Below are 21494 nucleotides of genomic sequence, written 5' to 3' on the forward strand. Positions count from 1 at the left end.
GCCATCGCAAGAACTGCTCCATGAAGGCTTGATCTTTCAACACGTCTATATCCCACCCTCACGCCTCCTCCACCACCGCGCGAAATTTCAGCACCGCCCGCCGGCCGCTCGCCTCGCCGGCGCCGCTCGTCTTCATCTGGACGAAGCGGCAGCCGACGAGCGTGAAGCCGGCGAGCGCGAAATCGGCGTCATGCAGCAAATCGCGCAAAGCCGCGGCAAGCCCGAGCGTCTCGCGGCGGCCGCGACCGCGCGAAAAGGCGACGAGCGAAAAGATAATCTCGACGAGCTTCGTCTCCGCACCGCTGCCGGCGGCCACGGGCGTCACCTCCATCTCGCCGAGATGCACGTAAGGCGCGCTCATATTCCGCGGCACATGATCGAAGACCTTGTCGGCGCCGATCAGGGCGGTCAGCGCCGCATCGCCCGCAAGCCGTTCATAGATCGCCCGCTGCAGGGCCTCTTCGGCGCCCATCACACCTCCTCCACGGCTTCGATGCGGGTAAAGCGGCCGCTCGCGTCGGGATCGTGGCAGATGACGCAGAGAAAACCCCGCGCGCCGAGCCGCAGCCGGTCGCCGGCCAGAAGCCCCACCTCGCGCCGCACGAAAATCTCATGTGTCACCTCGCCGACCCGTCCTTCGCCGAGCGCCACCTCGCGGGCCGTTCCGGGTCGGAGATCGGCCCAGACATGCCCGATCGGCAGATAGGTGGCAGTTTCGCCGCCGAGCCCGTCGGGCGCGGTTACCGGCCGTTCCCAGACCATGCGCTGGGAGAGCCGGCCCGGCCTGGTCACAGGTCGCGTCACAGCTCGCATTCCGGACCGCATCCCCGTCCGGCGCGCCGCGCTCATGCCGGCACCAGTTCGCGAAATGGCGCGATCAGCCGCTCGTAGCCCGCCGGCAGCGCGCCCGGCCCATCCGCTTCGAGTGCTGCGCCGCGATGCTCGTACCAATGGGCGGCGCGCAACAGGATCGCCTGGCGCAAGGGCGCCGGCACCTCGGCTGCACTCTCGCCGAAACCCGCGGTGACGTCGATCTGAAGCCGGATCATGCCCCAAAGCCTCGTGTCGAGCCGGAGCTCGTCCGCCGCGCCCCCAAGCGAAATCTCGTCCTCTTCGAGGAGCCTTTCGCCTGAAGCCGTCATGAGCCGCGCCCGATCCACCGACAGGAGCGGGCGGATCGGCAGGCGCAGACGTCCGCCTTGCGGCCGTTCCGTCAGGACCAGCCGCCATGCTTGGGCGATCAGAACTTTTCGGAGATCGCCTTCGAGCGCCACGCGCGCGGCAACAAGATAAGCGGAGATGAGCTCGTCTTCGGCCTCGTGCTCGACGCGCAGATGCGCCTTCGCCTCGGCGAGCGACACGGGCTCCACCTCCGGCCCTTCCAGAAGAATGCGTTGCATATGTCACCTTGGGGAAAAAAGGAGCGGCCTGCCCGAAGGCAGGCCGCAGGCCGGGGCCCCGTCGGAGGATGGGGGTGCAGGAGCGGGACCCCGGATCACATGAGGGCAGCACCCTCAGGTCGGTGACGACCCTTCTTCGCACGCCTAGCTTGCGCTAAACTTGACAAGTTTGATCGCTTCGAAATTGAGGACGCCGCCGCCGACCCGTTTCGTGGTGTAAAAAAGCACGTAGGGCTTGGCCGAATAGGGATCGCGCAGGATGCGGATGCCCTGGCGATCGACGATCAGATAGCCGCGCGAAAAATCACCGAAGGCGATCGACAGAGAGCCTGCGGCGATGTCGGGCATGTCTTCGGCTTCCACGACCGGGAAATTCATGATCGTGGCGCGGCTGCCGAGACCCGCCGGCGGCGCCCAGACATAATTGCCGTCGGCGTCCTTCAATTTTCGAACCGCCGCCTCGGTGCGCCGGTTCATGACGAAATGGGCGTTCTGGCGATAGCCGGCCTTCAGCGCATAGACGAGGTCGATGAGAAGATCGCTCGGCATGTCGGCGGGAAAGCCGCCTGACACCCCGGTCGAAAGCGTGCCGAGCTTGCCCCATTCCCAGGCGCTTTCGGCGACATTCGGCACGGCGAGAAATCCCGTCGGTTTCTTGTTGCCGTCACCATTGACGAAGGCCGCGCTCTCTTGTTCAGCAAAGGCCTGATCGACCTCGCCGGCCAGCCAGGCGGAGAGATCGACGATCGCATCGTCGAGAAGCGCGCCCGTCGCCGCGGGCATCGCATAAAGCTCCATCACCGGATATTCGAGCGCGTCGAGAACCGGCGTATCCGTCTCCGGCCGCGCCTCGCTCTCTCCGACCCATCCGGTCGCCGGCCCGCTCACCGCGAACGGCTTTTTGTAGAGGCTGCCCGACACGGTGATCGTGCTCGCGATGGCACGGATCGGCGACACCTCGACAAGCCTGCGGCCGATCTCCGCTTCCGTCTCGTCCGGCACCAGATAGCCGCCATCGGCGCCATCGGAGGTGCCGATCGCCATCGCCTTTCGCTCGAGCCGTGCAAGAGCCGCGGTCTCGCCCGCCCGCAGGTAGCGGGAGAAGGCAGCGCCATGGCCAGAGAGATCGGCGCCGGCGCGTTCCAGACGCGGCTCCGCCCCGGTGCCGCCGGAAAGCCGAGGCCGCCGCCCCTCGATCGTCAGGCGTTCGATCGCCCTTTCCTGCCGGTCGAGCACGTCGTTGAGGCGCGCCACCTTCTCTTCGGTGACGACATCGGGGGCAAGGCGCCGCTCGATCTCGCCGAGCCGCTCGTCATTGGCTTCCTTGAAGGCCTCGAAGGCGTTCATGAACTCGTCGAAGGCGGCGCCCACTTCAGGCGTCGGCCCCGCCTTGGTCTCGGCGAGGGGATCGCCATGCATCTTGTTTTCCAGCGCCGGGCGCAGCTCGGCCGTTCGGGCAGACATCGTCATTTCGTCCTCTTGGTTTCGCGTGTTCAGGAAAAGGCCGGTCTTCCGCCGGCAATCCGGGCAGCTTTCGGCCCAACAGCTTTCGGTCCAGCAGCTTTCGGCCGGGCAGGTGTCAGGCGCCGCGCGGCGTCCAAAAACCTTGCGGAAAGCCCCGCCTCGCTTGTCTTGACGGAGACGATGCGTGCCTCCGTCAGCATCGGAAAGGTGACGATCGAGACCTCCCAGAGATCGATCTCGTAGAGACGCCGGATGCCGGCCCGCCGGTCCTTGCGCCCGCGCAGCGTGCGGTAGCCGATCGACAGCCCGTCGAGCCCGCCCGCCTTCAGCAGCGCATGCACCTCGCGTGCCCGCGCCACGTCGAGCGTCAGCCGTCCGCGCACGAAAAGCCCGCGCCGATCCTCGGCAATCTCCTCCCAGACGCCGATCGGCTCGGCCGGATCGTGCTGGAAGAGCATGCGGATGCCGGCCGCCCCGCGCGCCTTCAAAGAACTCGCGAAGGCGCCCGGCATGACCATGTCGCCGGCCATGTCGCGCCGGCCGAAAAGGCTCGCATAGCCGGAGAAGCGCCCATCGGCGCCGATCTCCTGCAGGCTTTCCCGCAAGGCCGCGGTGGCGGGGAGGATGTCCGGCCCGTGCCGGGCGAGCGCCCTCATCGCACCACCCGGAAGCGCGGCCTGCCGGTCTCGCCGGCCGCGCCGTTTCCGTGGCGCGCGAATCTCTGCTCGGCGATCGCCCCCAAAAGCCTGACGGCGAATTCCGAAAAGACGGCGCGATGGTCCGTTCGCGCCGGCAACAGCGCGTTCCAAAATCTCTTCATCGTGGCCTCGAAAGTTCAGGAATGGTCGCGGAACAGCCGGTTGAGCTGTGCGATCTCCTTGACGAAATCGTTGAACCGCCGGTTGGAGGCGGCGAGCTCGCGCAGGCTCCAGACGAGAAGCCCGGAGGCGCCCGACGCCCACAGAAACAGCGCCAGATGCGCCAGATCGCCCCGTTCGGCGAAGGTCTTGGTGAGCTCAGGCATCGTCACCCCTTCGCTTCCTGTCATGTCCGCCCAGCCGGAGAACCGGCAGGCGCCCGGATCAGCTTGCCGGGTCGGGCGCGACCGCCGCGTCTTCCAGCCAGGCGATGAAAAGCTGCGCATCGCGGTTCGGCCGACGCGGCCTCAGCGCGACATAGGCCTGCCCCGTCGGAGCAAAGCCGAAAGGCGCCAGAAGCCGTCCCGCCGCAACATCGTCGCGCACCAGCACTTCGGGCGCGATCGCCACGCCGAGCCCGGCCGTCGCAGCTTCCAGCAAGAAGTAGAAATGCTCGAAGACGCGCCCGCCCGCCGGCGGCGCCAGATCCATCTCACGGCACCAATCGGCCCAGGCCGCCGGCCGCGTCTTCGTATGGAGCGCCGGCAGCGCATGAAGCGTCTCCGGCGCATCGAGATCGACGCTCGCGGCACATTTCGGGCTCACCACCGGCCCGGCCGCCTCGGCAAACAGCTCCGTCACCTCCGCATCGCCCCAGGGCCCGCGCCCGACGCGGATCGCCACGTCGAAACGATGGCGGGAGAAATCCACCGGCCCGTATTCACCGGTCAGCCGCACCTCGATCTTCGGATGCGCCGTCTGGAAATCGACGAGCCGCGGGATCAGCCAGCGCATGGCGAGCGTGCCCGTGCAGGAGACGTCGAGAAACCGGCTCTCGCTCTGCATGGCGCGCGCGACCGCCACCTCGATGCCGTCGAAGGCCTCGGTCAAGGCCGGTTCGAGCTCCAGCGCCGTCTGCGTCGGCACCAGCTTGTTGCGCGGCCCCTCGAACAGCGGAACCTCAAGGATCTCCTCCAAAAGCCGCACCTGGCGGCTGACGGCGCCATGCGTCACGCCGAGCTCGTCGGCGGCAAGCCGCATCTGACCATGCCGCATCGTCGCCTCGAAGGCACGCAGGGCATTGAGCGGAAGAGCACCGCGCTTCATGTGCGTTTTCCTCACACCAAGCGCCAAAAATCATCGTTTTTCCAAGAAAGCGCAATCAGCCAGAAGAGGAAATGACAACATCACGCCGCGCTGCCTACGGCCGCAGACCCCTCTCCTGGAAAGCCTGCATGGACAATCACGTCTTCGCCGCGGTCATCCTCGCCGCCCTTCTCCATGCCGGATGGAATTCCGTGGTGAAGGTCGGGCTCGACCGTGTCTCCACGATCCTGCTCCTCGCCATCGCGCAGGGGGCGATCGCAGCCGTCGCGCTGCCCTTCGTCGACCGGCCGGCGGCGGCCGCCTTCCCGATGATCGCGGCTGCGGCCGCCCTTCATGCCGGCTACAAGCTCTTTCTCATCGAAGCCTATGCGCGCGCCGATCTCAGCCAGGCCTATCCGCTCGCCCGCGGCGCCGCGCCGATCTTCGTCACGGTCATCTCCGTCCTGTTTCTCGATGCCACCTTTGCGCCGTCCGCTCTGGTCGCCATCGGCGCCATCTCGGCCGGGATTCTCCTGATGGCGGCGAAGGGCTCGACCTCCGGCCGCATGGACGGGCATGCCCTCTTCTTCGCCCTCGGCACGGCCGGCTTCACCGCCAGCTACACGCTTCTCGACGGGCTTGGCGCGCGCGTTGCCGGCACACCGTCCGGCTTCGTCCTGTGGATGGTCATCGGCGATACCGCTCTCCTCACGGCCTTCATCGCCCTGCGGCATGGCCGCGCCGCCTTCGCCGGCCTCCGGCCCGCCTGGAAAAGCGGCGTCGCCGCCGGGGCGATGTCACTCGGCTCTTATTGGATCGCGGTCTGGGCGTTCACGCAGGCGCCGATCGCGCTCGTTGCAGCCTTGCGGGAATCGAGCATCCTCTTTGCCGCGCTCATCGCCGCCTTCGTTCTGCGCGAACCCGTCAGCCGCTGGCGGTGGATCTCCGCCGCCTGCATCGCCTGCGGTCTCGCCCTGATGAAGGCCTGAAAACCGTTACGCCTCGAGCGGCCCGTAGCCCAGCGCCTCGCGCTTTTCGTCGTCGCTCAAAAAGCTCGCCTCGGACAAGCGCTTCCAGCGCTCCGCCCGGTCGGCGGCGAGCGCATCGATCTGATCGGCGTCATAGGCAAGGCGCAGACGCTCGCCGAAAGACGGCGCCAGCCAATTGGAGAGCGCACCCGTCATGCGCCCGATCAGTGGCAAGACCGTCTGCCGCCACAGCGCCCGGTTCGCCTCCTGGTAATTGGAATAGGTGTTGTCGCCGGGAATGCCCAAAAGCATCGGCGGCACGCCGAAGGCGAGCGCGATCTCGCGCGCCGCGGCGTTCTTCGCCTCCAGAAAATCCATGTCCCTCGGCGACAGACTCATCGCCTGCCAGGAGAGCCCGCCCTCCAACAGAAGCGGCCGTCCGGCATTGGCCGCGCCCTCGAAATTCTCTGTGAGCTCGCCTTTGAGGCGGGCGAACTGGTCTTCGGACAGGTTCGCCCCTTCCGGCCCCTGATAGACGAGCGCACCGGAAGGCCTCGCGGCATTCTCCAGAAGCGCCTTGTTCCAGGCCGACGCCTCGTTGTGGAGGTCGAGCGCCTTCTGCGCGGCTTCGAGCGGGGCGAAGCCGTAATAATCGTTGAGCGGATGAAAGAGCGTCAGATGCAGGATCGGCGACAGCCCCTCCTGCGGCATCTGAAAGCGCAGGCTGCGCCCGGCGACCGTATATTCATACGCCTCCGCCCAGCCCTCGGGCCCGGCAATCACCTTCATCCGGTCCGGCCGCAGCGCATAGATTTCACGGATCTCACCGTCTGAGCCCGCCACCGCCTCCAGATAGGCATTGCCGGCGGTCAGGAGATGGCCATAGGCCGCCTCGAACAGCTCCGCCCCGGCCTCACGCGGATTGGGACGGGCGAGAAGCGCCAAGAGCGGATGCTCGGCGAGCTCTCGCGCGCCCTCATAAAGAAGTAGCGGCACGGAGGCCGCCGCCTCGGAAATCAACCGCACGGCGCGGTAGACGATAGCATTTTCCATATAGCCCCGCCGGGCGAGCGCCGCGTAATGGCGCGGCGTCCACACCGGCGCGCCGGTGCGTGCAAAGGCGATCAGCGGTCCCGTGCGCGAGGCTTTCGCCTCCGGCGCTTGTCTCCACCAGCGCATGCGTGTCTCCCTTGTTCAAGCGGCCTTCTCGGGATTCGCGGCCGCTCTCGACGCTCCCCTCCCCAGGAAGGAGAGGGGCGGCCCGATCAGGGGAGACCCGCCGGATCAGCCCTTCAGAGCCGCCTCGATCGTTGCTGCAAAAGGCGTCGTCGGCCGGCCGATCAGCCGGGACAGTTCATGGCGATCGTCGAAGAGATCGCCCTTGGCGGCCCCGGCGTCGGAATCGGCGAGCATCGCCGCCACGCCTTCCGGCAGGCCGGCGCTCTTGAGCGCTGCGCGATACTCCGCTTCGGGCATGTCGGCATAGGCGACCGCCTTGCCCGACTGGCGCGAGATTTCGGCGGCAAATTCGGTGAGCGTATAGGCCTCGTCGCCGGCGAGTTCGTAAACTCGGCGCGGCTCAGTGTCATCGACCAGCGCGGCAGCCGCCGCTTCCGCATAATCGGCGCGTGCAGCACTTGCGATCCGGCCGCCATCGGCGCTCCCCATCAGGGCGCCATGCTCCAGCGCCGGCGGGATCGAGGCGGCGTAATTCTCCGTGTACCAGCCGTTGCGCAACAGCGTGACCGCGAGGCCGCTTGCGGCCAGCGCCGCTTCGGTGTCGCGATGCTCCTCCGCCAGCCCGAGGGTCGAGCGGTCGGCATGCAGGAGGCTCGTATAGGCGATGCGCTCAACACCGGCGCGCTTTGCCGCCTCCACGACATTGCGGTGCTGGCCCGTGCGGCTTCCGACCGCGTTTGAGGAAATCAGCAACAGCCGCTCCACACCGGCAAAGGCGGCATCGAGCGTCTCCGGGCGCTCGTAATCGCCTTCACGGATCGTGACGCCCTCAGGGAAAAGCTTCGCGGACCGCGCGGGATCACGCACGATCGCGGCGACGGCCTCGGCGCCGACGCGGCGGACGAGGTCGGCAATGACGAGGCGGCCGAGCTGGCCGCTCGCGCCGGTGACGGCATAGCGTGGATTGGTGCTCATCGGAATTCTCCGGTCTCTTTTGTTGACATAGTCTCATTTAGAGACCTTATAGCCACCGGAGAAGACGGCACTTTCCCGTCACCAGGTTACCGACAAGCCCCTTATGGAGGTCGAGATGGCGCAAGAGCTGGAGCCGCACCGCGCGCTCGGTGAAAAATTCGAAAGCTGGATCAAGTTCGATTTCGATGCGACGCGCTGCCCGGTGCGCAACCTCCTCGACCATATCGGCGACCGCTGGTCGATCCTCATTCTCTCAGCGCTCGCCGGCGGGCCAAAACGCTTCAGCGCGCTCGCCCGCGCCGTGCCGGACATCTCCAAGCGCATGCTCACGCAGACACTACGCCGGCTGCAATCCGACGGCTTCATCGACCGCGACGTCCAGCCGACCGTGCCGCCGCAGGTCACCTATTCGCTCACCCCCCTCGGCAAAAGCCTCGCCGGCCCGCTGCTTGGCCTCATCGAATGGGCGGAAACCAATTTCGCCTCCGTCGTGGAAGCGCGCGCAAAAATGGCCGAGGCGGCGTAACGACCTCCGCCCCATCGGAATCGCGTTCTTCGAAAACCGGTCTGTCGGCACGGCCGCGCGGTACGCACCCCACCTCCCCCTTGTGGGGAGGTCGACGCGCCATCAGGAGCGGCGGGTGGGGGTCGCTGACCTCGATCCAATCACGGCAATGCCGGTTTCCTTGGCCAACCCGAAGTCTATCCGATCATGGCAATGCCGGTTTCCTTGGTCGACCCCCACCCCTAACCCTCCCCACAAGGGGGAGGGGGACGGCCGTGCCCACTCTGAAATCTGTGCCCGCTCTCAAATCCAGGAACGCAGATCCATTCCCGGCGCCCATTTCTCCAGCAAGGCCGCGCCGCACGCTCCCACCTCCCCCTTTGTGGGGAGGTCGACGCGCCGCCAGGCGCGGCGGGTGGGGGCGCGGACGTCGATCCAATCACGGCGACGGCGGTTTCTTCATCGCCCCAGCGGGGAAGACGACTATGCCCCCTCAAATCCGCCGCACCCGCGCCTCGCCGCCGCCGGTCAGCATCAGCTCGGTCAGCGCCCAGACGAGCGCGTCGACCCGGTCCGGGGAGCGCCCCGAGGAGAGCCCTCCGAGGCCGAAATCGGCCATTTCGTCTTCAAGCTCCGGCAGCGTGCCGACATGGCGGATGCGCCCCTGCTCGTAGAGGGCGGCGACCGGCTCGGCGCGCACCACTTTGCCGCGGCTCGCATGGACGAGGCGCACGGCGACGCCCGGATCGGCCTGGCGGATGACGGCGGCCACCATGTCGCCGCCCTGGTTCGCCTCCGCCACCAGCCGGTCGGCGGAGAGCGCGTGAAAGAGATCGACGGCCCGCCCCGCCCAGCCGGCGGGCGAGAGCCCCTGCGCCGTCTTGTCGGCGAGCACATAGCCAAACCCGTCCGCCCCGCGGCCGGCCGCCACGATCCCGCAGGCATCGGCCTCGCGCCCCGAAGAGGCCGGCGGATCGACGGCGACGACCACGCGGATCAATTCCGGCGCCGCATCGACGCGCCCCGCCTCGATATCGGCACGCTTGAAGAGCGCATCCGGCCGGTCGGAAATCAATTCCGCATCAAGCTCCTGACGTCCGAGCCTCGTGCCGCGATAGCGCCCGACGACGGCCTCCAGAAAACCCGGCGCCAGATTGGCGGCGTTCATCGCCGTCGTCGCCTTGGTCACGGCCGTGCGCGGCGCCGCCAGAAGCCGTTTGACGAGCGGCACATTGCGCGGCGTCGTCGTCACGAGCTGGCGCGGATTGATCCCGAGCCGCAGCCCGAATTGCAGCATGTCGAAGGTCGCCTCGGCATAGGTCCATTTGGCGAGCTCGTCGCACCAGGCGGCGTGAAACTGCGGCCCGCGCAGGCTTTCGGGGTCCTGCGAGGAGAACATCAGCGCCTGCGCCCCGTTCGGCCACAGGAGCCTGCGCCGCGTCGTCGAAAAGCTCGGCCGTTCGCTCGGCCGGTGCAGCCCCAAAAGCCCCGACGGCCCCTCCACCATGACGTCGCGCACATCGGCGAGCGTCTCGCCGACGAGCGCGATGCGCTCCAGCGGTTCGCGGGCAAACGGGCGCTGACCGAGCGCCAGCCCTTTTACCCATTCCGCCCCGGCGCGCGTCTTGCCGGCGCCGCGGCCGCCGAGATAGAGCCAGACCGTCCAGTCGCCCTCGGGCGGCAGCTGATCGGGCCGGGCCCAAAGCCGCCAGTCGAGAAGCCGGGCGAGCTCGTCTGAACTCCTCTCCGACATAGCCGCGTCGAGATCCTCGGCGCCGAGAAGCGCGTGCCATTCGGCGCGCAGGCCCGGCGGGCATTTTGGGCGCATCGCCGCCTCCCCGGCGGCCAGGCCACCTTGTCGTGTTGTCGCGACGCGCAGGGGTCCCGCGCGGCATCACCGCCGCTCGGCGCGCTTCTTCAACGACACGATCCGCCGCGAGAGCTCGGCGCGCAGCCAGTCCTGATCGTCCGTTTCGCTCGGCGCTTTTTCGCCGCCCTTGCGCGCCAGCGCCTCGGCCCGGTCCAGCATGCGCGCCGCCTCCGACAAGAGCCGCACATCCTTTTCGTCCACCTCGCCCTCCCTGGAGAACCGCGCTTCCAGCCGCCCGAGCTCGGCATCGACGAGCCGGAGAAGCCGTTCGACCCGTCCTGGCAGCCGCTCCGGCGTTTTCGAGCGCGATGCGCCCCGCGCCCCTGCCTTGCGCCCATCCCCCCGCGCACCGGCCCCGCCCGCCGACGAAGCCGCAGCATCGCCGCGCCCGCGGGGCGCAGATTTCGTCGATCCCTCGGCGGACCCGGCCTCGCTCTCGGCCTTCGCCCGCCCCTCACGCTCCGCCGCGCGTCGGCGGCCGATCGCAGCCAAATCGCTAGAGCGCGGCGTCCAGCCCTCGCGCCGGCGGCGCTCGGCGATCGCCCCGGCACTCACATGAAAGCGCCGGCGGATGGCGGACAGCGGCTCCGCGCCCGCCTCATAGGCGGCACGGATCGCGGCCCAGTCAGCTTCCTCGGCCAAAACCCCTCCGCATCTGAACGTATTGAAAGCCCTGCCCGAAGGCGGGATCGGCTCGTCACGCCGCCGCCCTTCGCACCCGCCGACCATGAGCGAGCGACCGAGCACGCCCGGACAAGCCCTTAAAAAGAAATGCGATCGGACAAGCGTGCAAGAGCGACCGGGCAAGCGGGCAAGCGGGCAAGCCGACGAGAACAAGCGCACTCCCCGGCCCCGCCTCACCGGCGCCGCGCAAACCCCAAAAATCTCGGAAAACGATCGGCTCCAGAACCGTGCGTCAGCCGCACATCTCCGACCGTGCCTGAACCCTAGCAAAGCACCGTACGGCGGTCAAGGAATTTTTTCCTATCGCCAAATATCAGAAGCCAGGTTGGGCTCTGTCCTGGTTGTCATCGTCCAAAGCCGCCACGTGCCGCAGGATCGTCGTGACCGCCATTTCCGGCGTGCCGGTGTTCTCGACGACCTTGCCCAGATGAGAAAGATTGCGTTCGATCGCGCGGTAGGTCTCCACGACGCGCGCGCCCAGACGGTTCCGTCCCTCGCGCGTCGCCTCCCGCTCGAGGACGGTTTCGATCGGTGCCCATATCGTGAAGAGGTGAACGCGCGTCCCCTGCGGGACGTGCTTCTTGAACTTCTGCACGTTCTCGGCCGTCTGAAAGATGTAATCGAACAGGACCTGCGAGGCTCCCATCGCCAGATAGGCGGTCGCGAGCGCTGCCCCCGCGCGGTAGGTCGAGCCAGGGCCAAGGAAGGTCGCCACGTCGTCAGGCGCAAAGGAACGCAGCGCGTCTCCGGAGATGGCGATCGTCCCCGGACGCGCCTGCGCCAAAAGCCCGGTCACCGTCGTCTTGCCGACACCCGCAGGACCATTGATCAGCAGAATGTGCGGCATTCGAGAACCCTATTCGATTCCCACACCGCCGGCTGCGGGGAACGTCGCCCCCTCACGCCCGCCGCACCGCCTCTTCAGCAGCATCCCATTCGGCGATGAATTCCGGCACGCCGTCGGCCGGCATCGGCCGGCCGAAATAATAGCCCTGGCCATAGCGGCAGCCGGCGCGGTGTAGGAAGGCGGCTTCGGCCGCCGTCTCCACGCCTTCCGCCACGATGTGATAGCCGAGCTCGCTGCCAAGGCCGATGAGCGCGCGCACGATGGCGCGGTCGCCGGGTGAAGAGGTCAGATCCTTCACAAAACTGCGGTCGATCTTGAGCACGCCGACCGGCAGGCTCTTCAAATGCGTCAGGGAGGAAAAGCCGGTGCCGAAATCATCGAGCGCGACGCCGATCCCCGCCGCCCGCAGCGTCTGCAAATGCGCACGGATCGCCCGGTTGTCCTCGTCGATGACGCTCGTCTCCGTCACCTCGAGAACGATATCGCCCGGCGACAGCCCCGTCTCGGCCAGGGCGCCGAGCAAGTTTGGGGCAAAATCCTCCTGCTGCAGATCGGCGGCCGTCACATTGTAGCCGATACGGCCGAAATTGATGCCGGCGCTCCGCCAGGCTTTCAGGTCGCCGACGATTTCCTTCAGCATGTACTCGCCGAGCTCGACCGACAGCGCCTTGTCCTTGAACACCGGCATCAACTGGCCGGCCGGAATGATCCCCTTTTCCGGGTGGCGCCAGCGCATCAACGCCTCGAATCCCGACAATTGGTTCGACGAAAACTCCACGAGCGGCTGATAGAACGCCTCGACCTCGCCGCGGGCGAGCCCTTCGCGGAAATCGCGCAGAAGCCGGAAGCGGTTCTGCGCCTCGTTCAGCAATTGCGGCTCGTAGCGCTCGATCGTGCATCGCCGGCCGCGCTTCGCCTCGTAGAGGGCAAGATCCGCGTGGCGCAAAAGGTCATCGGCCGTCGCCCCATCATGCGGAAAGACGGCAATGCCGGCGCTCAAACTATAGGTGATCGAATGGCCGAAATCGCTGCGGCGCACGAGAGGCTGCAAGCGGCGGCGCAGCGTCGCTTCGGCTTCAGCCGCCGTTGCCGCGCTCGTCAAAAGCGCAAATTCGTCTCCGCCGGAGCGCGCCGTCAGGTCGCCGGCATCGGCCGTTTCCCGCAGCCAGTCTGCGACTTCGCGCAAGACCTCGTCGCCAATGTCGTGCCCGAAGAAATCGTTGATGTCCTTGAAGGCATCGAGATCGAAGATGCACAACGCCGCCTCGCGCTTGCGCGCTCCGAGCTTCTTCAAGATCTCCGCGAGTTCCATACGGAAAGCATTGCGGTTGCCGAGCCCGGTCAGGGGATCGCTCACCGCCAGACGCTGCCTCTCCTCTTCGCGGCGCTTTTCGCTCGTGACGTCCTGGATCGTGCCGAAAACCCCGATCGGGCGCCCCTCGCGTCGCTCGCATTCGCCGATCACCCGCACGAAGCGCTCCTCTCCGCGCGTCGATAGGAACGGCACCGTCAGATCGAAGGCATGCTCGCCGCCCATCGCCTCGTCGATTGCCGCGCGCATCACCTTCGCCACATCACCCGGAAAGGCGTTGAGGGCCTCCTTGAGCGCCACCTCGGCGCCGACGGGAATGTCGTAGAGGCGGTAGATCTGTTCCGACCATGTCAGCACGTTTTTCTCGGCGTCGTAGCGCCAGGCCCCGATATTGGCCATGCGCTCCACATGGTCGAAGAGAACGTTGAGGATGCGCTGCTCGCGGCCGAGTTCCGCCAGCCGCTCCTGGTCGCGCACCAGCTCGGTGACCTCGCGGGCAATACCGTGATAGCCGCAAAAGCGGCCGCGCCGGTCGAAGGCGGGGGTGCCGCTCGTCTCGAAGCAGCGCCTGCCGCCCGTATCGTTGAATTCGTAGCGCAGGCCGACGAAAGGCAGACGTCTTTCAAGCTCGTGGCGATGCCGGCGCGCCATCGCGTCGCTCATGCCGGCCGGAATCACCTCATAGCGAGACATTCCGACGAACTCTCCCGCTGGGAGCGAGGTGATCCGCTCGAAATTCGCCGAGAGATATGTGATTTGGAGGTTCTCGTCCGTCGCCCATGCCCAAAATTCGGCACAGTTCAGAACGTCATCCAAGGCTTTCTGCAGCATCGCGGAAAAGGGTCTTCTCGGACTGGGCATCATTTCGGCGCCTACGCTTTCATCAATCCGGTTCTCAATTGGTGAACGCCGTTGCGTCAGGTTTAATCTTCTCGGCCAATTTCTCCTTTTACGCGAAAAAATTGTCGTACGCATCCCTCAAGCGAGTTTCGTTTCGGCTGCTGCAAGCGAAGGCCGCGGCAGGTCGAAAGCCCGCGCCAGAAGATCGAGGCTTGCCACCCTGGCCTTCGGATCCCAGACATTCGTGGTCACCATCACCTCGTCGGCGTCGCAGGCGGCGGCACGCGCTTCGATCTCGCGCCGGACCTTTTCCGGCGTGCCGGTGATGGCGATCCTCCGGTATGCCTCCACGGTGGCGCGGTCCTGCGGCTTATAGCTGTAATCGGCGGCCTCTTGCGGGCTCGACAGCTTGCGCAGCCCGCCCTGGCGCAGCCGCAGCCAGGCAAGCTCCATCGACCCTGCGAGATAGGCCGCCTCCTCCTCGCTCGGCGCGCAGATGGCGGCGAGGCAGAGGAGCGTCCTCGGCGTCGGAAAATCGTCCGAGGGTTTGAAGGCATGGCGGTAGGCCTGAAAGGCCGGAGCTGCCGGTGCTGGCGAAAAATGCCCGGCAAAGGCATAGCCGAAACCGTTGAGGCCTGAGAATTCCGCGCTCGCGCCCGACGAGCCGAGAAGCCAGATCGGCGGCAGCGACACCTCGCCCGGCACCACTTCGATCGCCTGATAGGGATGCCCTTCCGGAAAACCGCCCGTCTCGAAGGCGATCAATTCGGCCATTTGCTGGGCGAACTGGCCGCCGTCGACCGCCCTCAGCGCCGACAGCGTGCGGCTGTCGCTGCCGCCCGCCCGTCCGATGCCGAGATCGATGCGATCGGGATAAAGCGCTTCCAGCGTCCGGTAGGTCTCCACCACGCGCAAGGGCACGTGGTTCGGCAGCATCACCCCGCCGGAGCCGACGCGAATGCGCGTCGTGCGCTCCGCCGCATGGCCGATCAGGACTTCCGGCGAGGCGGAGGCGATGTTGGGAATGCCGTGGTGTTCGGCATACCACAGGCGGTGATAGCCCAAGCGGTCGGCGGCCTCGGCAAAGGTCGCGGTGGCACGCAGCGCGTCGGCTGCGCTCGTCCCCTCTGGCACGGGCGCCAGATCGAGGACGGAAAGCATCAAATTGTCTGACATTCCGGAGGAGATGGAAGCCCGGCGCGCCCGGTCAAGCGTCAGCGGCCTCAAGCGGCCGCGAGACGGCCCCTTTTCAACTCAAGACAGAAAAGACAGGCACGATACACCCGCAGAGCATTACCTCGCCGGCGTCTCGACAGGCCATTCGACAAGAAAATCTTCCCATTCGTCCACCGGCACGTGCCTTTCCGAGACCGTGCGGCCGCGCGTCGAAATCCCCGCCTCGTGCACCGTGTCGCGCGAGCCGGAGACGAGATGGTGCCACCAATAGAGATCGCGCCCTTCCGCGACCAGGCGATAGGCGCAGGACGGCGGCAGCCAGGAAATCTCGCGCACCGCCTCGGGCGACAACGGCAGGCAGTCGGGCACGGTTTCGATGCGGTTCTCATAATCGCGGCAGCGACAGGCGTCTTCGTCGTAGAGACGGCAGGCGACATTCGTCCACGAGATCTCGCCCGTGTCGTAATCCTGAAGCTTGTTGAGGCAGCAGCGGCCGCAGCCGTCGCACAGCGCCTCCCACTCCGCATCACTCAGTTCTTCGAGCGCCTTTTGACGCCAGAACGGCTCTTTTTCGAGCATTCCTGCTCCTGTGACCATCGCGCACCGCTTCCTCGCCGAACGGCGGCAAGACCCTGCCGCCACTTATCAAAGACCCAAATCGTGCTAGAACCGTGCCTGACAAGGCTCGCGGCCGAGCCGTTTGTGAAAACACCCAATGCGCGATCCGTTTACACCGAAGAAGAAGCTGCCGCACTGGCTGCGTGCGCTGGAGATCGATTCCGCGATCGACACCTTCTTCTTCGAGCTCGGGCAAAGCTCCGGCATGGCCTGGGAGCGCATCATTCTGTTCTTTCGCCGCTTCCATGCCACCGGCTGGAAGCGGCCCGTCTTCGAGATCCTGTCGGAAAGCGTCACGCTCGGCTGCGCCGGCCTCATCGTCATGCTGGCGCTCGCCATCCCCGCCTTCGACGCGGTCAAGCGCGACTGGCGCGCTCAGTCCGATTATTCCGTCACCATGCTCGATCGCTACGGCAACGAGATCGGCAAGCGTGGCGTCCTGCAGGAGGTGCAGTTCTCCCTCGACCAATTGCCCGACCATCTCATCCAGGCCGTGCTTGCGACCGAAGACCGGCGCTTCTTCGAGCATTTCGGCATCGATGTCATCGGCACCTTGCGCGCACTTGTGGAAAATGCCCGCGCCGGCGGCGTCGTCCAGGGCGGCTCGTCGATCACCCAGCAGCTCGCCAAGAACGTCTTCCTTTCCAACGAGCGCACGCTCGATCGCAAGATCAAGGAAGCCTTCCTCGCTCTCTGGCTGGAAGCCAATCTGACGAAGCGCGAGATCCTGAAGCTTTATCTCGACCGCGCCTATATGGGCGGCGGCGCTTTCGGCGTCGGGGCGGCGGCGGAATTCTATTTCGGCAAGCCCGTCACCGATCTCCGGCTCGAGGAATCGGCGATGCTCGCCGGCCTCTTCAAGGCGCCGACACGCTATGCGCCGCATATCAACCTGCCGGCGGCGCGCGGGCGCGCCAACGAGGTTTTGACCAATATGGTCCAGGCCGGCTTCATGACCGAGGGCCAGGTGATCAGCGCCAGGCGTCATCCGGCGACGCCGGTGTCGCGCGAGGCGACGCCTTCGCCGGATTATTTCCTCGACTGGGTGTTTGAGGAGGTGAAGCGCCTCGCTCCTCCCGGCCAGCGCAATCTCATCGTGCGCACGACGATCGACATGCGCCTGCAGCGCGCGGCCGAGCTTGCGGTGGAATCTTCGTTGCGGGAATCTGGCGACGCCTATGGCGTCAAACAGGCGGCGCTCGTCTCCATGGATCTGTCTGGCGCCGTGCGCGCCATGGTGGGCGGCCGCGATTACGGCGCCTCCACCTTCAACCGTGCCACCAATGCGCAGCGCCAGCCGGGCTCCTCCTTCAAGCCCTACACCTATGCCGCCGCGCTTGAACGCGGTTACACGCCCGACAGCGTCATCCTCGACGCGCCGGTCTCCATCGGCAATTGGTCGCCGCAGAACTATTCGCGCCGTTACCGCGGCCGCATCACCTTGATGCAGGGCCTCACCCATTCCATCAACACCATCCCGGTGCGCCTTTCGATTGCCTTCGGACGCCAGCCGATCGCGGAAATGGCGGAGCGTCTCGGCGTCCAGACGCCGATCCGCGTCACCCGCTCCCTGCCGCTCGGTACGTCGGAGGTGACGGTGCTCGATCAGGCGACGGGTTATGCGGCCTTCGCCTCCGGCGGCTTTCGCGCCCGCCCGCACGGCGTCGCGCGCATCCTCACCCCCGACGGCGAGGTCGTCTACGATTTCAACCGCGCCAACGGACCGCCCAAGCGGGTCCTGTCGGAAGAGGTCGCGCTCGGCATGGTCAAGATGATGCACAGCGTCGCCGAGCACGGGACCGGCCGCCGCGCCCTCATTCCGGGCGTCTCCGTCGCCGGCAAGACCGGCACCACGCAGGCTTATCGCGACGCCTGGTTCGTCGGCTATACGGGCGATTTCTCCACCGCCGTCTGGCTCGGCAACGACAATTTCAAGAGCACCAACCGTCTCACCGGCGGCACGCTGCCCGCCATGACCTGGCAGAAATACATGCGCGTCGCAGAAGCCAATATCGAGCATCGTCCGCTTCCGGGCATCCCGCTGCCGCCGCCTGCGGAAGACGAGGTGCCGGTCGCAGAGGGCCTGCCGGAAGGCAGCGAACTTCTGGGATCGGGGCGCCTCGCCCCGCCGACGGAAGACATTCTCGACCGTCTGGAAGAGCGCGCCAAAACCGCCGAGATCGCAGCCCCCGCCTTGAAGCGCGAGGCTTCCGCCGCCGCTGCGGGCGGCACGGCCACCCGCTAGGTCGACTGCCTTGCGCGTCCTCGTCATCATTCTCGGCGTCGCCATCGCCTTCGTCCTCGGCGTGGGCAGCGCCTTTTTGAGCCTTCGCGACCTCACCCCGATCGACACGATCGAAAGCGGCGCCTGGAAGGGCTGGCCGCGCGCCGGCACGGCGGATGAGGACCCCTATTCGCGCGCCCGCCTGGCACGCACCGGCGAGCTTGCGCTCGGGCCGAGCGAAGGCCTGAAGCTCCTTGCCCGCTCCGATGACAGCGGCAGCGATCTCAACGGCGCCTGCAGCTATGAGATTTCCGGCCAGATGCCGGCGGCCCGGCTTTGGACGATCGCTGTGGAAACCGCCGCGGGCGGACATCTGCCTCCGGCGGAGCGTGGCGGCCGGGCGCTCGGAAGCGACGAAATCGTGCGCAAGGCGGACGGCACCTTCACCATCACGCTGGCGCCCTCGCCGCAGCCGGGCAATTGGCTCTCTTCCGAAGGCGCCGGGCAGATCCGCCTCGCCGCCCGCCTCTATGACACCACGGCCCGCACCGTGACGGCACTCACGCAATTCACCGTTCCGGCCATCACCGCGAAGGGCTGCCGATGATCTACGAGGAGCGCATCGGCCGCCGCCGACGTCTCATCCCGGTCGGCTTCTTCGGCGGTCTTCTCGCCTGGCTGCTCGCCATTTTCCTGCTCGCCGCCTCGATCCATATCGTGGTGATTTTCCTGGTGCCGCGGCTTGCCTCGAGCGACGGCTGGTCGAAGCTTGCCGCCGTCACGACGGAAGATGGCTTCACGCTCCTGCCGCCCGACGGCAAAGGGCCGGCGATCGCCGGGCTCGATCCGCTCTTCGTGCACGGCGCCTGCCGCATCTCGCTTGAAGATGCGCCGGCGTCTCTGTCGTTTTCAGGGCCGAACAGCTTCTGGTCGCTGGCGCTCTATCAGCGGCGCGGCACCGTCCTCTTTTCCGTCAACGACCGCACGGCGATCGACGGACAGCTCGACATGTTGATCGTCGATCCGATCCAGAATGCTCAGTTGAAGGAAAGCACGTCCGCAGCGCTCGATGAAACCATCGTCGTGGAAGCGGCACAGCCCGATCTCATCGCGCTCGTGCGTTTCTACGCACCGACCCCGCGCGAGCGCCAGGTCGCGATCGAGCATCTTCAGGCGGCGGAATGCCTGCCGGCCTCGCTTGAGCCGGCCGGCTGAAACGCAGGCGCCACCACAAATATCTTAGCTTGCGCGGCGCTTCTTCGGCTTCGACGCCGCCCGCGCCCGACGCGAAAGCGCGACACTGCCCGGCTCGTCGCGGTATTCCACCCTCACCCCGGTGAACATCAAAATCTGGCACGGGCCGTTATGCGCAGACCTGCGCACTGGGCTCTCGCTCAACGTCGGAAAGTTCAGGATTTCGGCCATATCCACCTCCTCAGAAGGGCCGTCCGTTGATCCGGCGAACCCACTGTCGCCGCAGTATGGTTAACAACTGCTGAACGGGGATAAAGCGATTCTGGGTTATGGCCGCCCCGACGAAGCGTCGCTGTCTGCCACCGCGACGAAGGAACGCCCCTCCCGATCCTCGATCTCCACCACCCATAAGTCAGGATCGAAACGGCTTTCGCTCACCAACCTTTCCTCAATCTTGCCGCGTTCGCCTTCGCGCACAAGTGGTGTGAAGAAGCGATCGGCCGGCATCTCCATCTCATCCATAAAAAAGCTTTGAGGTGCAGGGCCATAGAGATCGACACGGCCGTCCAAACGATCGACGATGATAAAAAGCGTACCCGCTTCGAGCGCACCCTTGCGCGCCACGGTAGCAAAGGCGCCCGTGGCCGACACTCGGCGAATCAACGCCTGGACGAAGATGTCGGTGCGCAGCCTCACCATGGCCGTGAGGGTCCAGCTTCGCAGCCGGCCCGAAACCGGATGATTGGAAACACGGGCTTACGGATTGTCCGGCATGGCGCCGATCGCGGCCAGCCGGTCGAGCGTCTCGCGGTCGATCTCGCCGTTCACCTGCAGTCCCTGATCGAGCTGGAAGCGTCTCAGAGCCTCGGTCGTTTCGTGACCCTTGAGGCCGTCGGCGGTCACTGGACCATAGGCCGTGTCGGCGAGTGCCTGCTGCACGGCGAATACCACAGGGTCGGGTGCCGGGCCGGATGCTGGGCGTTGCGACGACGAGGCCGCCGATGCGTCCTGCGAAGACACCGCGTCTTGCGCCACAGCGGCCTGCGGGCGTTCGCGCGGCACGACAAGGCCCGTGCGGATGATCATTTCAAGGTCGCCCTTCTCCCCCGCCTCGAGCGTTGGGGCGGGCCCGGCGTCGCGCGTCGCGAAGAGTGGATCGGGATGACGGCCATGTTGAAGGACGAGAGCATTGACGATCGCCGCCACGGCCAAAAGCCCGAGTGCGGCGGCCGGAGCATGACGCAGGACGAAGCCAAGCCGGGTCCGCTCGCCGAGGGCTGACGTCGCCCTCGTCGCTGCCGGCTTCGCCGGCGCGGACTTGTCGCTCCGCGCCTGTCGCTTCCGGCGCTCGCCTGTAGCCCGGCTCGTGGTCCGGGACATCGGTCGATCCGCTTCGGAGGCCATCACACTCACACACCAACCCCATCGTCGACCGGCCTCCTTCAGACCGGCTTGTCGTGCCTCAACTTCGCCGCTTTGGCTTAAGGAAACTTGAACTCTGTCAAACCGCGGCCGGCGGTCGCGCCGCTCGCCCGCACAAAGCATGTATTAACCACCGCAACAAGCTTTCGGGAACGGGCCGGCGGAATAGCCCCTTAGTGCCTGGAATGAGCCGGATTTGCGTCGAATTGTAGATATCGAATGAACGCGATTTTGGAGCCTTCATGGTTCCTTCGCGACGCTGGATCGGAAGAATCCGCAAACAGGGTAAGGTTATGTTTTTGTTCCGATCAATCTTCTGGTTGACGGCACTGATCTTGGTTCTGCCTCCGTCGCCCGATGGCGGCCCGCCGCCCCGCGTCACCCTTTTGGAATCCGCCCTCGCCTTCCAGGTTCTCGCCAAGGATGTGAGCGGCGTGTGCGACCGGCATCCGGAGGCCTGCGCCACGAGCCGCGAGACCTTCACCCTTCTCAGCCGCAAGATCGCCACCGGACGCGACATGGCCTCCGCCGCCCTCTCCGCCAGCACCGGTGGCAACGATGACGGCGACGTCGATCACGGCAGCCTGAACGCAAGCGACCTTTCCGTCCCCTGGAGTGGCCGGGGCGCGCCCCCGATCGAAGCGATCCCGACGAGCGCGAGCCTGCCCGTGTCGCAGCCGCCAGAGGACGCCATCGAGGCTCAAGCCAAAGAAACAAGCGACGCGCGGCTCGACAGCACGCAAACCGCGTCGAGCGACGATGGCTCAAAGAGCGCCAGGCGCATAGACATCGCCCTGCCGCAGCCCCGTCCGCGGCTTCTCTAGCGCGCACCCACCACGCAGCCGGAGCGCCCATCGCCACCGGCGGGCCTCC

Annotated in this window: 25 protein-coding genes; 6 read left to right on the plus strand and 19 right to left on the minus strand. The window is 66.5% G+C overall.

What is annotated here, in order from left to right:
* Nucleotides 1–58 precede the first annotated feature (58 nt).
* The 8 genes from J2R99_RS01895 to J2R99_RS01930 form a co-directional block, all read right to left on the minus strand.
* Entirely contained in the window at nt 59–472 is a 414-nt protein-coding gene (locus J2R99_RS01895) for a DUF3168 domain-containing protein (RefSeq protein ID WP_128292596.1), read from the minus strand.
* Nucleotides 472–804, minus strand: coding sequence for a head-tail adaptor protein (locus J2R99_RS01900; RefSeq protein WP_307152806.1), 333 nt, complete (start codon nt 802–804; stop codon nt 472–474). Before J2R99_RS01900 ends, J2R99_RS01895 begins: the two co-directional genes overlap by 1 nt.
* Before the next feature lie 41 nt (nt 805–845).
* Complete coding sequence (locus tag J2R99_RS01905; protein WP_307152807.1) at nt 846–1400, minus strand: head-tail connector protein; 555 nt, start codon at nt 1398–1400, stop codon at nt 846–848.
* Between the two features lie 144 nt (nt 1401–1544).
* Nucleotides 1545–2864 carry a phage major capsid protein gene (locus J2R99_RS01910; protein ID WP_370872316.1) on the minus strand — a complete coding sequence of 440 codons (1320 nt, stop codon included), beginning with the start codon at nt 2862–2864 and terminating at the stop codon, nt 1545–1547.
* A 29-nt stretch (nt 2865–2893) separates the two neighbouring features.
* On the minus strand, nt 2894–3520 hold the full coding sequence (locus J2R99_RS01915; RefSeq protein WP_307152808.1) for an HK97 family phage prohead protease: 627 nt from the start codon (nt 3518–3520) through the stop codon (nt 2894–2896).
* A complete protein-coding gene (locus J2R99_RS01920) occupies nt 3517–3684 on the minus strand; it encodes a hypothetical protein (RefSeq protein WP_307152809.1) in 168 nt (55 codons plus the stop codon). The genes J2R99_RS01915 and J2R99_RS01920 overlap by 4 nt, the downstream gene beginning before the upstream one ends.
* Nucleotides 3685–3699: 15 nt before the next feature.
* Nucleotides 3700–3888 carry a hypothetical protein gene (locus tag J2R99_RS01925; protein ID WP_092810102.1) on the minus strand — a complete coding sequence of 63 codons (189 nt, stop codon included), beginning with the start codon at nt 3886–3888 and terminating at the stop codon, nt 3700–3702.
* 58 nt (nt 3889–3946) lie between these two features.
* Nucleotides 3947–4828 (minus strand): LysR family transcriptional regulator, encoded by an 882-nt coding sequence (locus tag J2R99_RS01930; protein WP_307152810.1) that lies wholly within the window; start codon nt 4826–4828, stop codon nt 3947–3949.
* Between the two features lie 71 nt (nt 4829–4899).
* Between J2R99_RS01930 and J2R99_RS01935 the strand changes: the two genes are divergently transcribed.
* Entirely contained in the window at nt 4900–5796 is an 897-nt protein-coding gene (locus J2R99_RS01935) for an EamA family transporter (RefSeq protein WP_307152811.1), read from the plus strand.
* Between the two features lie 6 nt (nt 5797–5802).
* Here J2R99_RS01935 and J2R99_RS01940 read toward each other — a convergent pair whose 3' ends face one another.
* Nucleotides 5803–6954, minus strand: coding sequence for a phage portal protein (locus J2R99_RS01940; protein WP_307152812.1), 1152 nt, complete (start codon nt 6952–6954; stop codon nt 5803–5805).
* Nucleotides 6955–7059: 105 nt separating this feature from the next.
* A complete protein-coding gene (locus J2R99_RS01945) occupies nt 7060–7935 on the minus strand; it encodes an SDR family oxidoreductase (protein WP_442476016.1) in 876 nt (291 codons plus the stop codon).
* A 109-nt stretch (nt 7936–8044) separates the two neighbouring features.
* Between J2R99_RS01945 and J2R99_RS01950 the strand changes: the two genes are divergently transcribed.
* A complete protein-coding gene (locus tag J2R99_RS01950; protein WP_307152814.1) occupies nt 8045–8455 on the plus strand; it encodes a winged helix-turn-helix transcriptional regulator in 411 nt (136 codons plus the stop codon).
* A 472-nt stretch (nt 8456–8927) separates the two neighbouring features.
* Here J2R99_RS01950 and J2R99_RS01955 read toward each other — a convergent pair whose 3' ends face one another.
* The 6 genes from J2R99_RS01955 to J2R99_RS01980 all read right to left on the minus strand — a co-directional run bounded on the left by J2R99_RS01955 (nt 8928) and on the right by J2R99_RS01980 (nt 15742).
* On the minus strand, nt 8928–10187 hold the full coding sequence (locus J2R99_RS01955; RefSeq protein WP_307154115.1) for a DNA-packaging protein: 1260 nt from the start codon (nt 10185–10187) through the stop codon (nt 8928–8930).
* 141 nt (nt 10188–10328) lie between these two features.
* Nucleotides 10329–10946 carry a hypothetical protein gene (locus tag J2R99_RS01960; RefSeq protein ID WP_307152815.1) on the minus strand — a complete coding sequence of 206 codons (618 nt, stop codon included), beginning with the start codon at nt 10944–10946 and terminating at the stop codon, nt 10329–10331.
* A 355-nt stretch (nt 10947–11301) separates the two neighbouring features.
* Complete coding sequence (locus tag J2R99_RS01965; RefSeq protein WP_307152816.1) at nt 11302–11835, minus strand: P-loop nucleotide/nucleoside kinase family protein; 534 nt, start codon at nt 11833–11835, stop codon at nt 11302–11304.
* Between the two features lie 52 nt (nt 11836–11887).
* A complete protein-coding gene (locus tag J2R99_RS01970; protein WP_307152817.1) occupies nt 11888–14122 on the minus strand; it encodes an EAL domain-containing protein in 2235 nt (744 codons plus the stop codon).
* 3 nt (nt 14123–14125) lie between these two features.
* Entirely contained in the window at nt 14126–15148 is a 1023-nt protein-coding gene (locus tag J2R99_RS01975; RefSeq protein WP_307152818.1) for an LLM class flavin-dependent oxidoreductase, read from the minus strand.
* A 132-nt stretch (nt 15149–15280) separates the two neighbouring features.
* Nucleotides 15281–15742: a YcgN family cysteine cluster protein gene (locus tag J2R99_RS01980; RefSeq protein WP_307152819.1), complete on the minus strand. Its 462-nt coding sequence runs from the start codon at nt 15740–15742 to the stop codon at nt 15281–15283.
* A 136-nt stretch (nt 15743–15878) separates the two neighbouring features.
* Between J2R99_RS01980 and J2R99_RS01985 the strand changes: the two genes are divergently transcribed.
* From J2R99_RS01985 to J2R99_RS01995, 3 genes are read left to right on the plus strand one after another with little or no spacing between them, the layout of a single operon-like run.
* A complete protein-coding gene (locus J2R99_RS01985) occupies nt 15879–18026 on the plus strand; it encodes a transglycosylase domain-containing protein (protein ID WP_307152820.1) in 2148 nt (715 codons plus the stop codon).
* Nucleotides 18027–18036: 10 nt separating this feature from the next.
* The gene (locus tag J2R99_RS01990) at nt 18037–18612 is read left to right on the plus strand and encodes a DUF1214 domain-containing protein (RefSeq protein WP_307152821.1); all 576 of its coding nucleotides are present in this window, start codon (nt 18037–18039) and stop codon (nt 18610–18612) included.
* Entirely contained in the window at nt 18609–19220 is a 612-nt protein-coding gene (locus J2R99_RS01995; protein ID WP_307152822.1) for a DUF1254 domain-containing protein, read from the plus strand. Before J2R99_RS01990 ends, J2R99_RS01995 begins: the two co-directional genes overlap by 4 nt.
* 24 nt (nt 19221–19244) lie before the next feature.
* Here J2R99_RS01995 and J2R99_RS02000 read toward each other — a convergent pair whose 3' ends face one another.
* The 3 genes from J2R99_RS02000 to J2R99_RS02010 form a co-directional block, all read right to left on the minus strand.
* Nucleotides 19245–19430: a hypothetical protein gene (locus J2R99_RS02000; RefSeq protein WP_307152823.1), complete on the minus strand. Its 186-nt coding sequence runs from the start codon at nt 19428–19430 to the stop codon at nt 19245–19247.
* Between the two features lie 96 nt (nt 19431–19526).
* Nucleotides 19527–19898: a DUF1491 family protein gene (locus J2R99_RS02005; RefSeq protein ID WP_307152824.1), complete on the minus strand. Its 372-nt coding sequence runs from the start codon at nt 19896–19898 to the stop codon at nt 19527–19529.
* 57 nt (nt 19899–19955) lie between these two features.
* Complete coding sequence (locus J2R99_RS02010) at nt 19956–20579, minus strand: peptidoglycan-binding domain-containing protein (RefSeq protein ID WP_307152825.1); 624 nt, start codon at nt 20577–20579, stop codon at nt 19956–19958.
* A 335-nt stretch (nt 20580–20914) separates the two neighbouring features.
* Here J2R99_RS02010 and J2R99_RS02015 point away from each other — a divergent pair, with 335 nt between their 5' ends.
* Nucleotides 20915–21445 carry a DUF5330 domain-containing protein gene (locus J2R99_RS02015; RefSeq protein ID WP_307152826.1) on the plus strand — a complete coding sequence of 177 codons (531 nt, stop codon included), beginning with the start codon at nt 20915–20917 and terminating at the stop codon, nt 21443–21445.
* Nucleotides 21446–21494 lie beyond the last annotated feature (49 nt).

It is taken from the genome of Rhodopseudomonas julia, from assembly GCF_030813515.1.
Classification (GTDB): Bacteria; Pseudomonadota; Alphaproteobacteria; order Rhizobiales; family Afifellaceae; genus Afifella; species Afifella julia.

Coding starts and splice junctions, on each gene's coding strand:
- J2R99_RS01895 (WP_128292596.1), bottom strand. CDS start 472: ATGGGCGCCGAAGAGGCCCTGCAGCGGGCGATCTATGAACGGCTTGCG.
- J2R99_RS01905 (WP_307152807.1), bottom strand. CDS start 1,400: ATGCAACGCATTCTTCTGGAAGGGCCGGAGGTGGAGCCCGTGTCGCTC.
- J2R99_RS01910 (WP_370872316.1), bottom strand. CDS start 2,864: ATGTCTGCCCGAACGGCCGAGCTGCGCCCGGCGCTGGAAAACAAGATG.
- J2R99_RS01915 (WP_307152808.1), bottom strand. CDS start 3,520: ATGAGGGCGCTCGCCCGGCACGGGCCGGACATCCTCCCCGCCACCGCG.
- J2R99_RS01920 (WP_307152809.1), bottom strand. CDS start 3,684: ATGAAGAGATTTTGGAACGCGCTGTTGCCGGCGCGAACGGACCATCGC.
- J2R99_RS01925 (WP_092810102.1), bottom strand. CDS start 3,888: ATGCCTGAGCTCACCAAGACCTTCGCCGAACGGGGCGATCTGGCGCAT.
- J2R99_RS01930 (WP_307152810.1), bottom strand. CDS start 4,828: ATGAAGCGCGGTGCTCTTCCGCTCAATGCCCTGCGTGCCTTCGAGGCG.
- J2R99_RS01935 (WP_307152811.1), top strand. CDS start 4,900: ATGACAACATCACGCCGCGCTGCCTACGGCCGCAGACCCCTCTCCTGG.
- J2R99_RS01940 (WP_307152812.1), bottom strand. CDS start 6,954: ATGCGCTGGTGGAGACAAGCGCCGGAGGCGAAAGCCTCGCGCACGGGA.
- J2R99_RS01950 (WP_307152814.1), top strand. CDS start 8,045: ATGGCGCAAGAGCTGGAGCCGCACCGCGCGCTCGGTGAAAAATTCGAA.
- J2R99_RS01955 (WP_307154115.1), bottom strand. CDS start 10,187: ATGTCGGAGAGGAGTTCAGACGAGCTCGCCCGGCTTCTCGACTGGCGG.
- J2R99_RS01965 (WP_307152816.1), bottom strand. CDS start 11,835: ATGCCGCACATTCTGCTGATCAATGGTCCTGCGGGTGTCGGCAAGACG.
- J2R99_RS01970 (WP_307152817.1), bottom strand. CDS start 14,122: ATGCGTACGACAATTTTTTCGCGTAAAAGGAGAAATTGGCCGAGAAGA.
- J2R99_RS01975 (WP_307152818.1), bottom strand. CDS start 15,148: ATGCTTTCCGTCCTCGATCTGGCGCCCGTGCCAGAGGGGACGAGCGCA.
- J2R99_RS01980 (WP_307152819.1), bottom strand. CDS start 15,742: ATGCTCGAAAAAGAGCCGTTCTGGCGTCAAAAGGCGCTCGAAGAACTG.
- J2R99_RS01985 (WP_307152820.1), top strand. CDS start 15,879: ATGCGCGATCCGTTTACACCGAAGAAGAAGCTGCCGCACTGGCTGCGT.
- J2R99_RS01995 (WP_307152822.1), top strand. CDS start 18,609: ATGATCTACGAGGAGCGCATCGGCCGCCGCCGACGTCTCATCCCGGTC.
- J2R99_RS02000 (WP_307152823.1), bottom strand. CDS start 19,430: ATGGCCGAAATCCTGAACTTTCCGACGTTGAGCGAGAGCCCAGTGCGC.
- J2R99_RS02005 (WP_307152824.1), bottom strand. CDS start 19,898: ATGGTGAGGCTGCGCACCGACATCTTCGTCCAGGCGTTGATTCGCCGA.
- J2R99_RS02010 (WP_307152825.1), bottom strand. CDS start 20,579: ATGTCCCGGACCACGAGCCGGGCTACAGGCGAGCGCCGGAAGCGACAG.
- J2R99_RS02015 (WP_307152826.1), top strand. CDS start 20,915: ATGTTTTTGTTCCGATCAATCTTCTGGTTGACGGCACTGATCTTGGTT.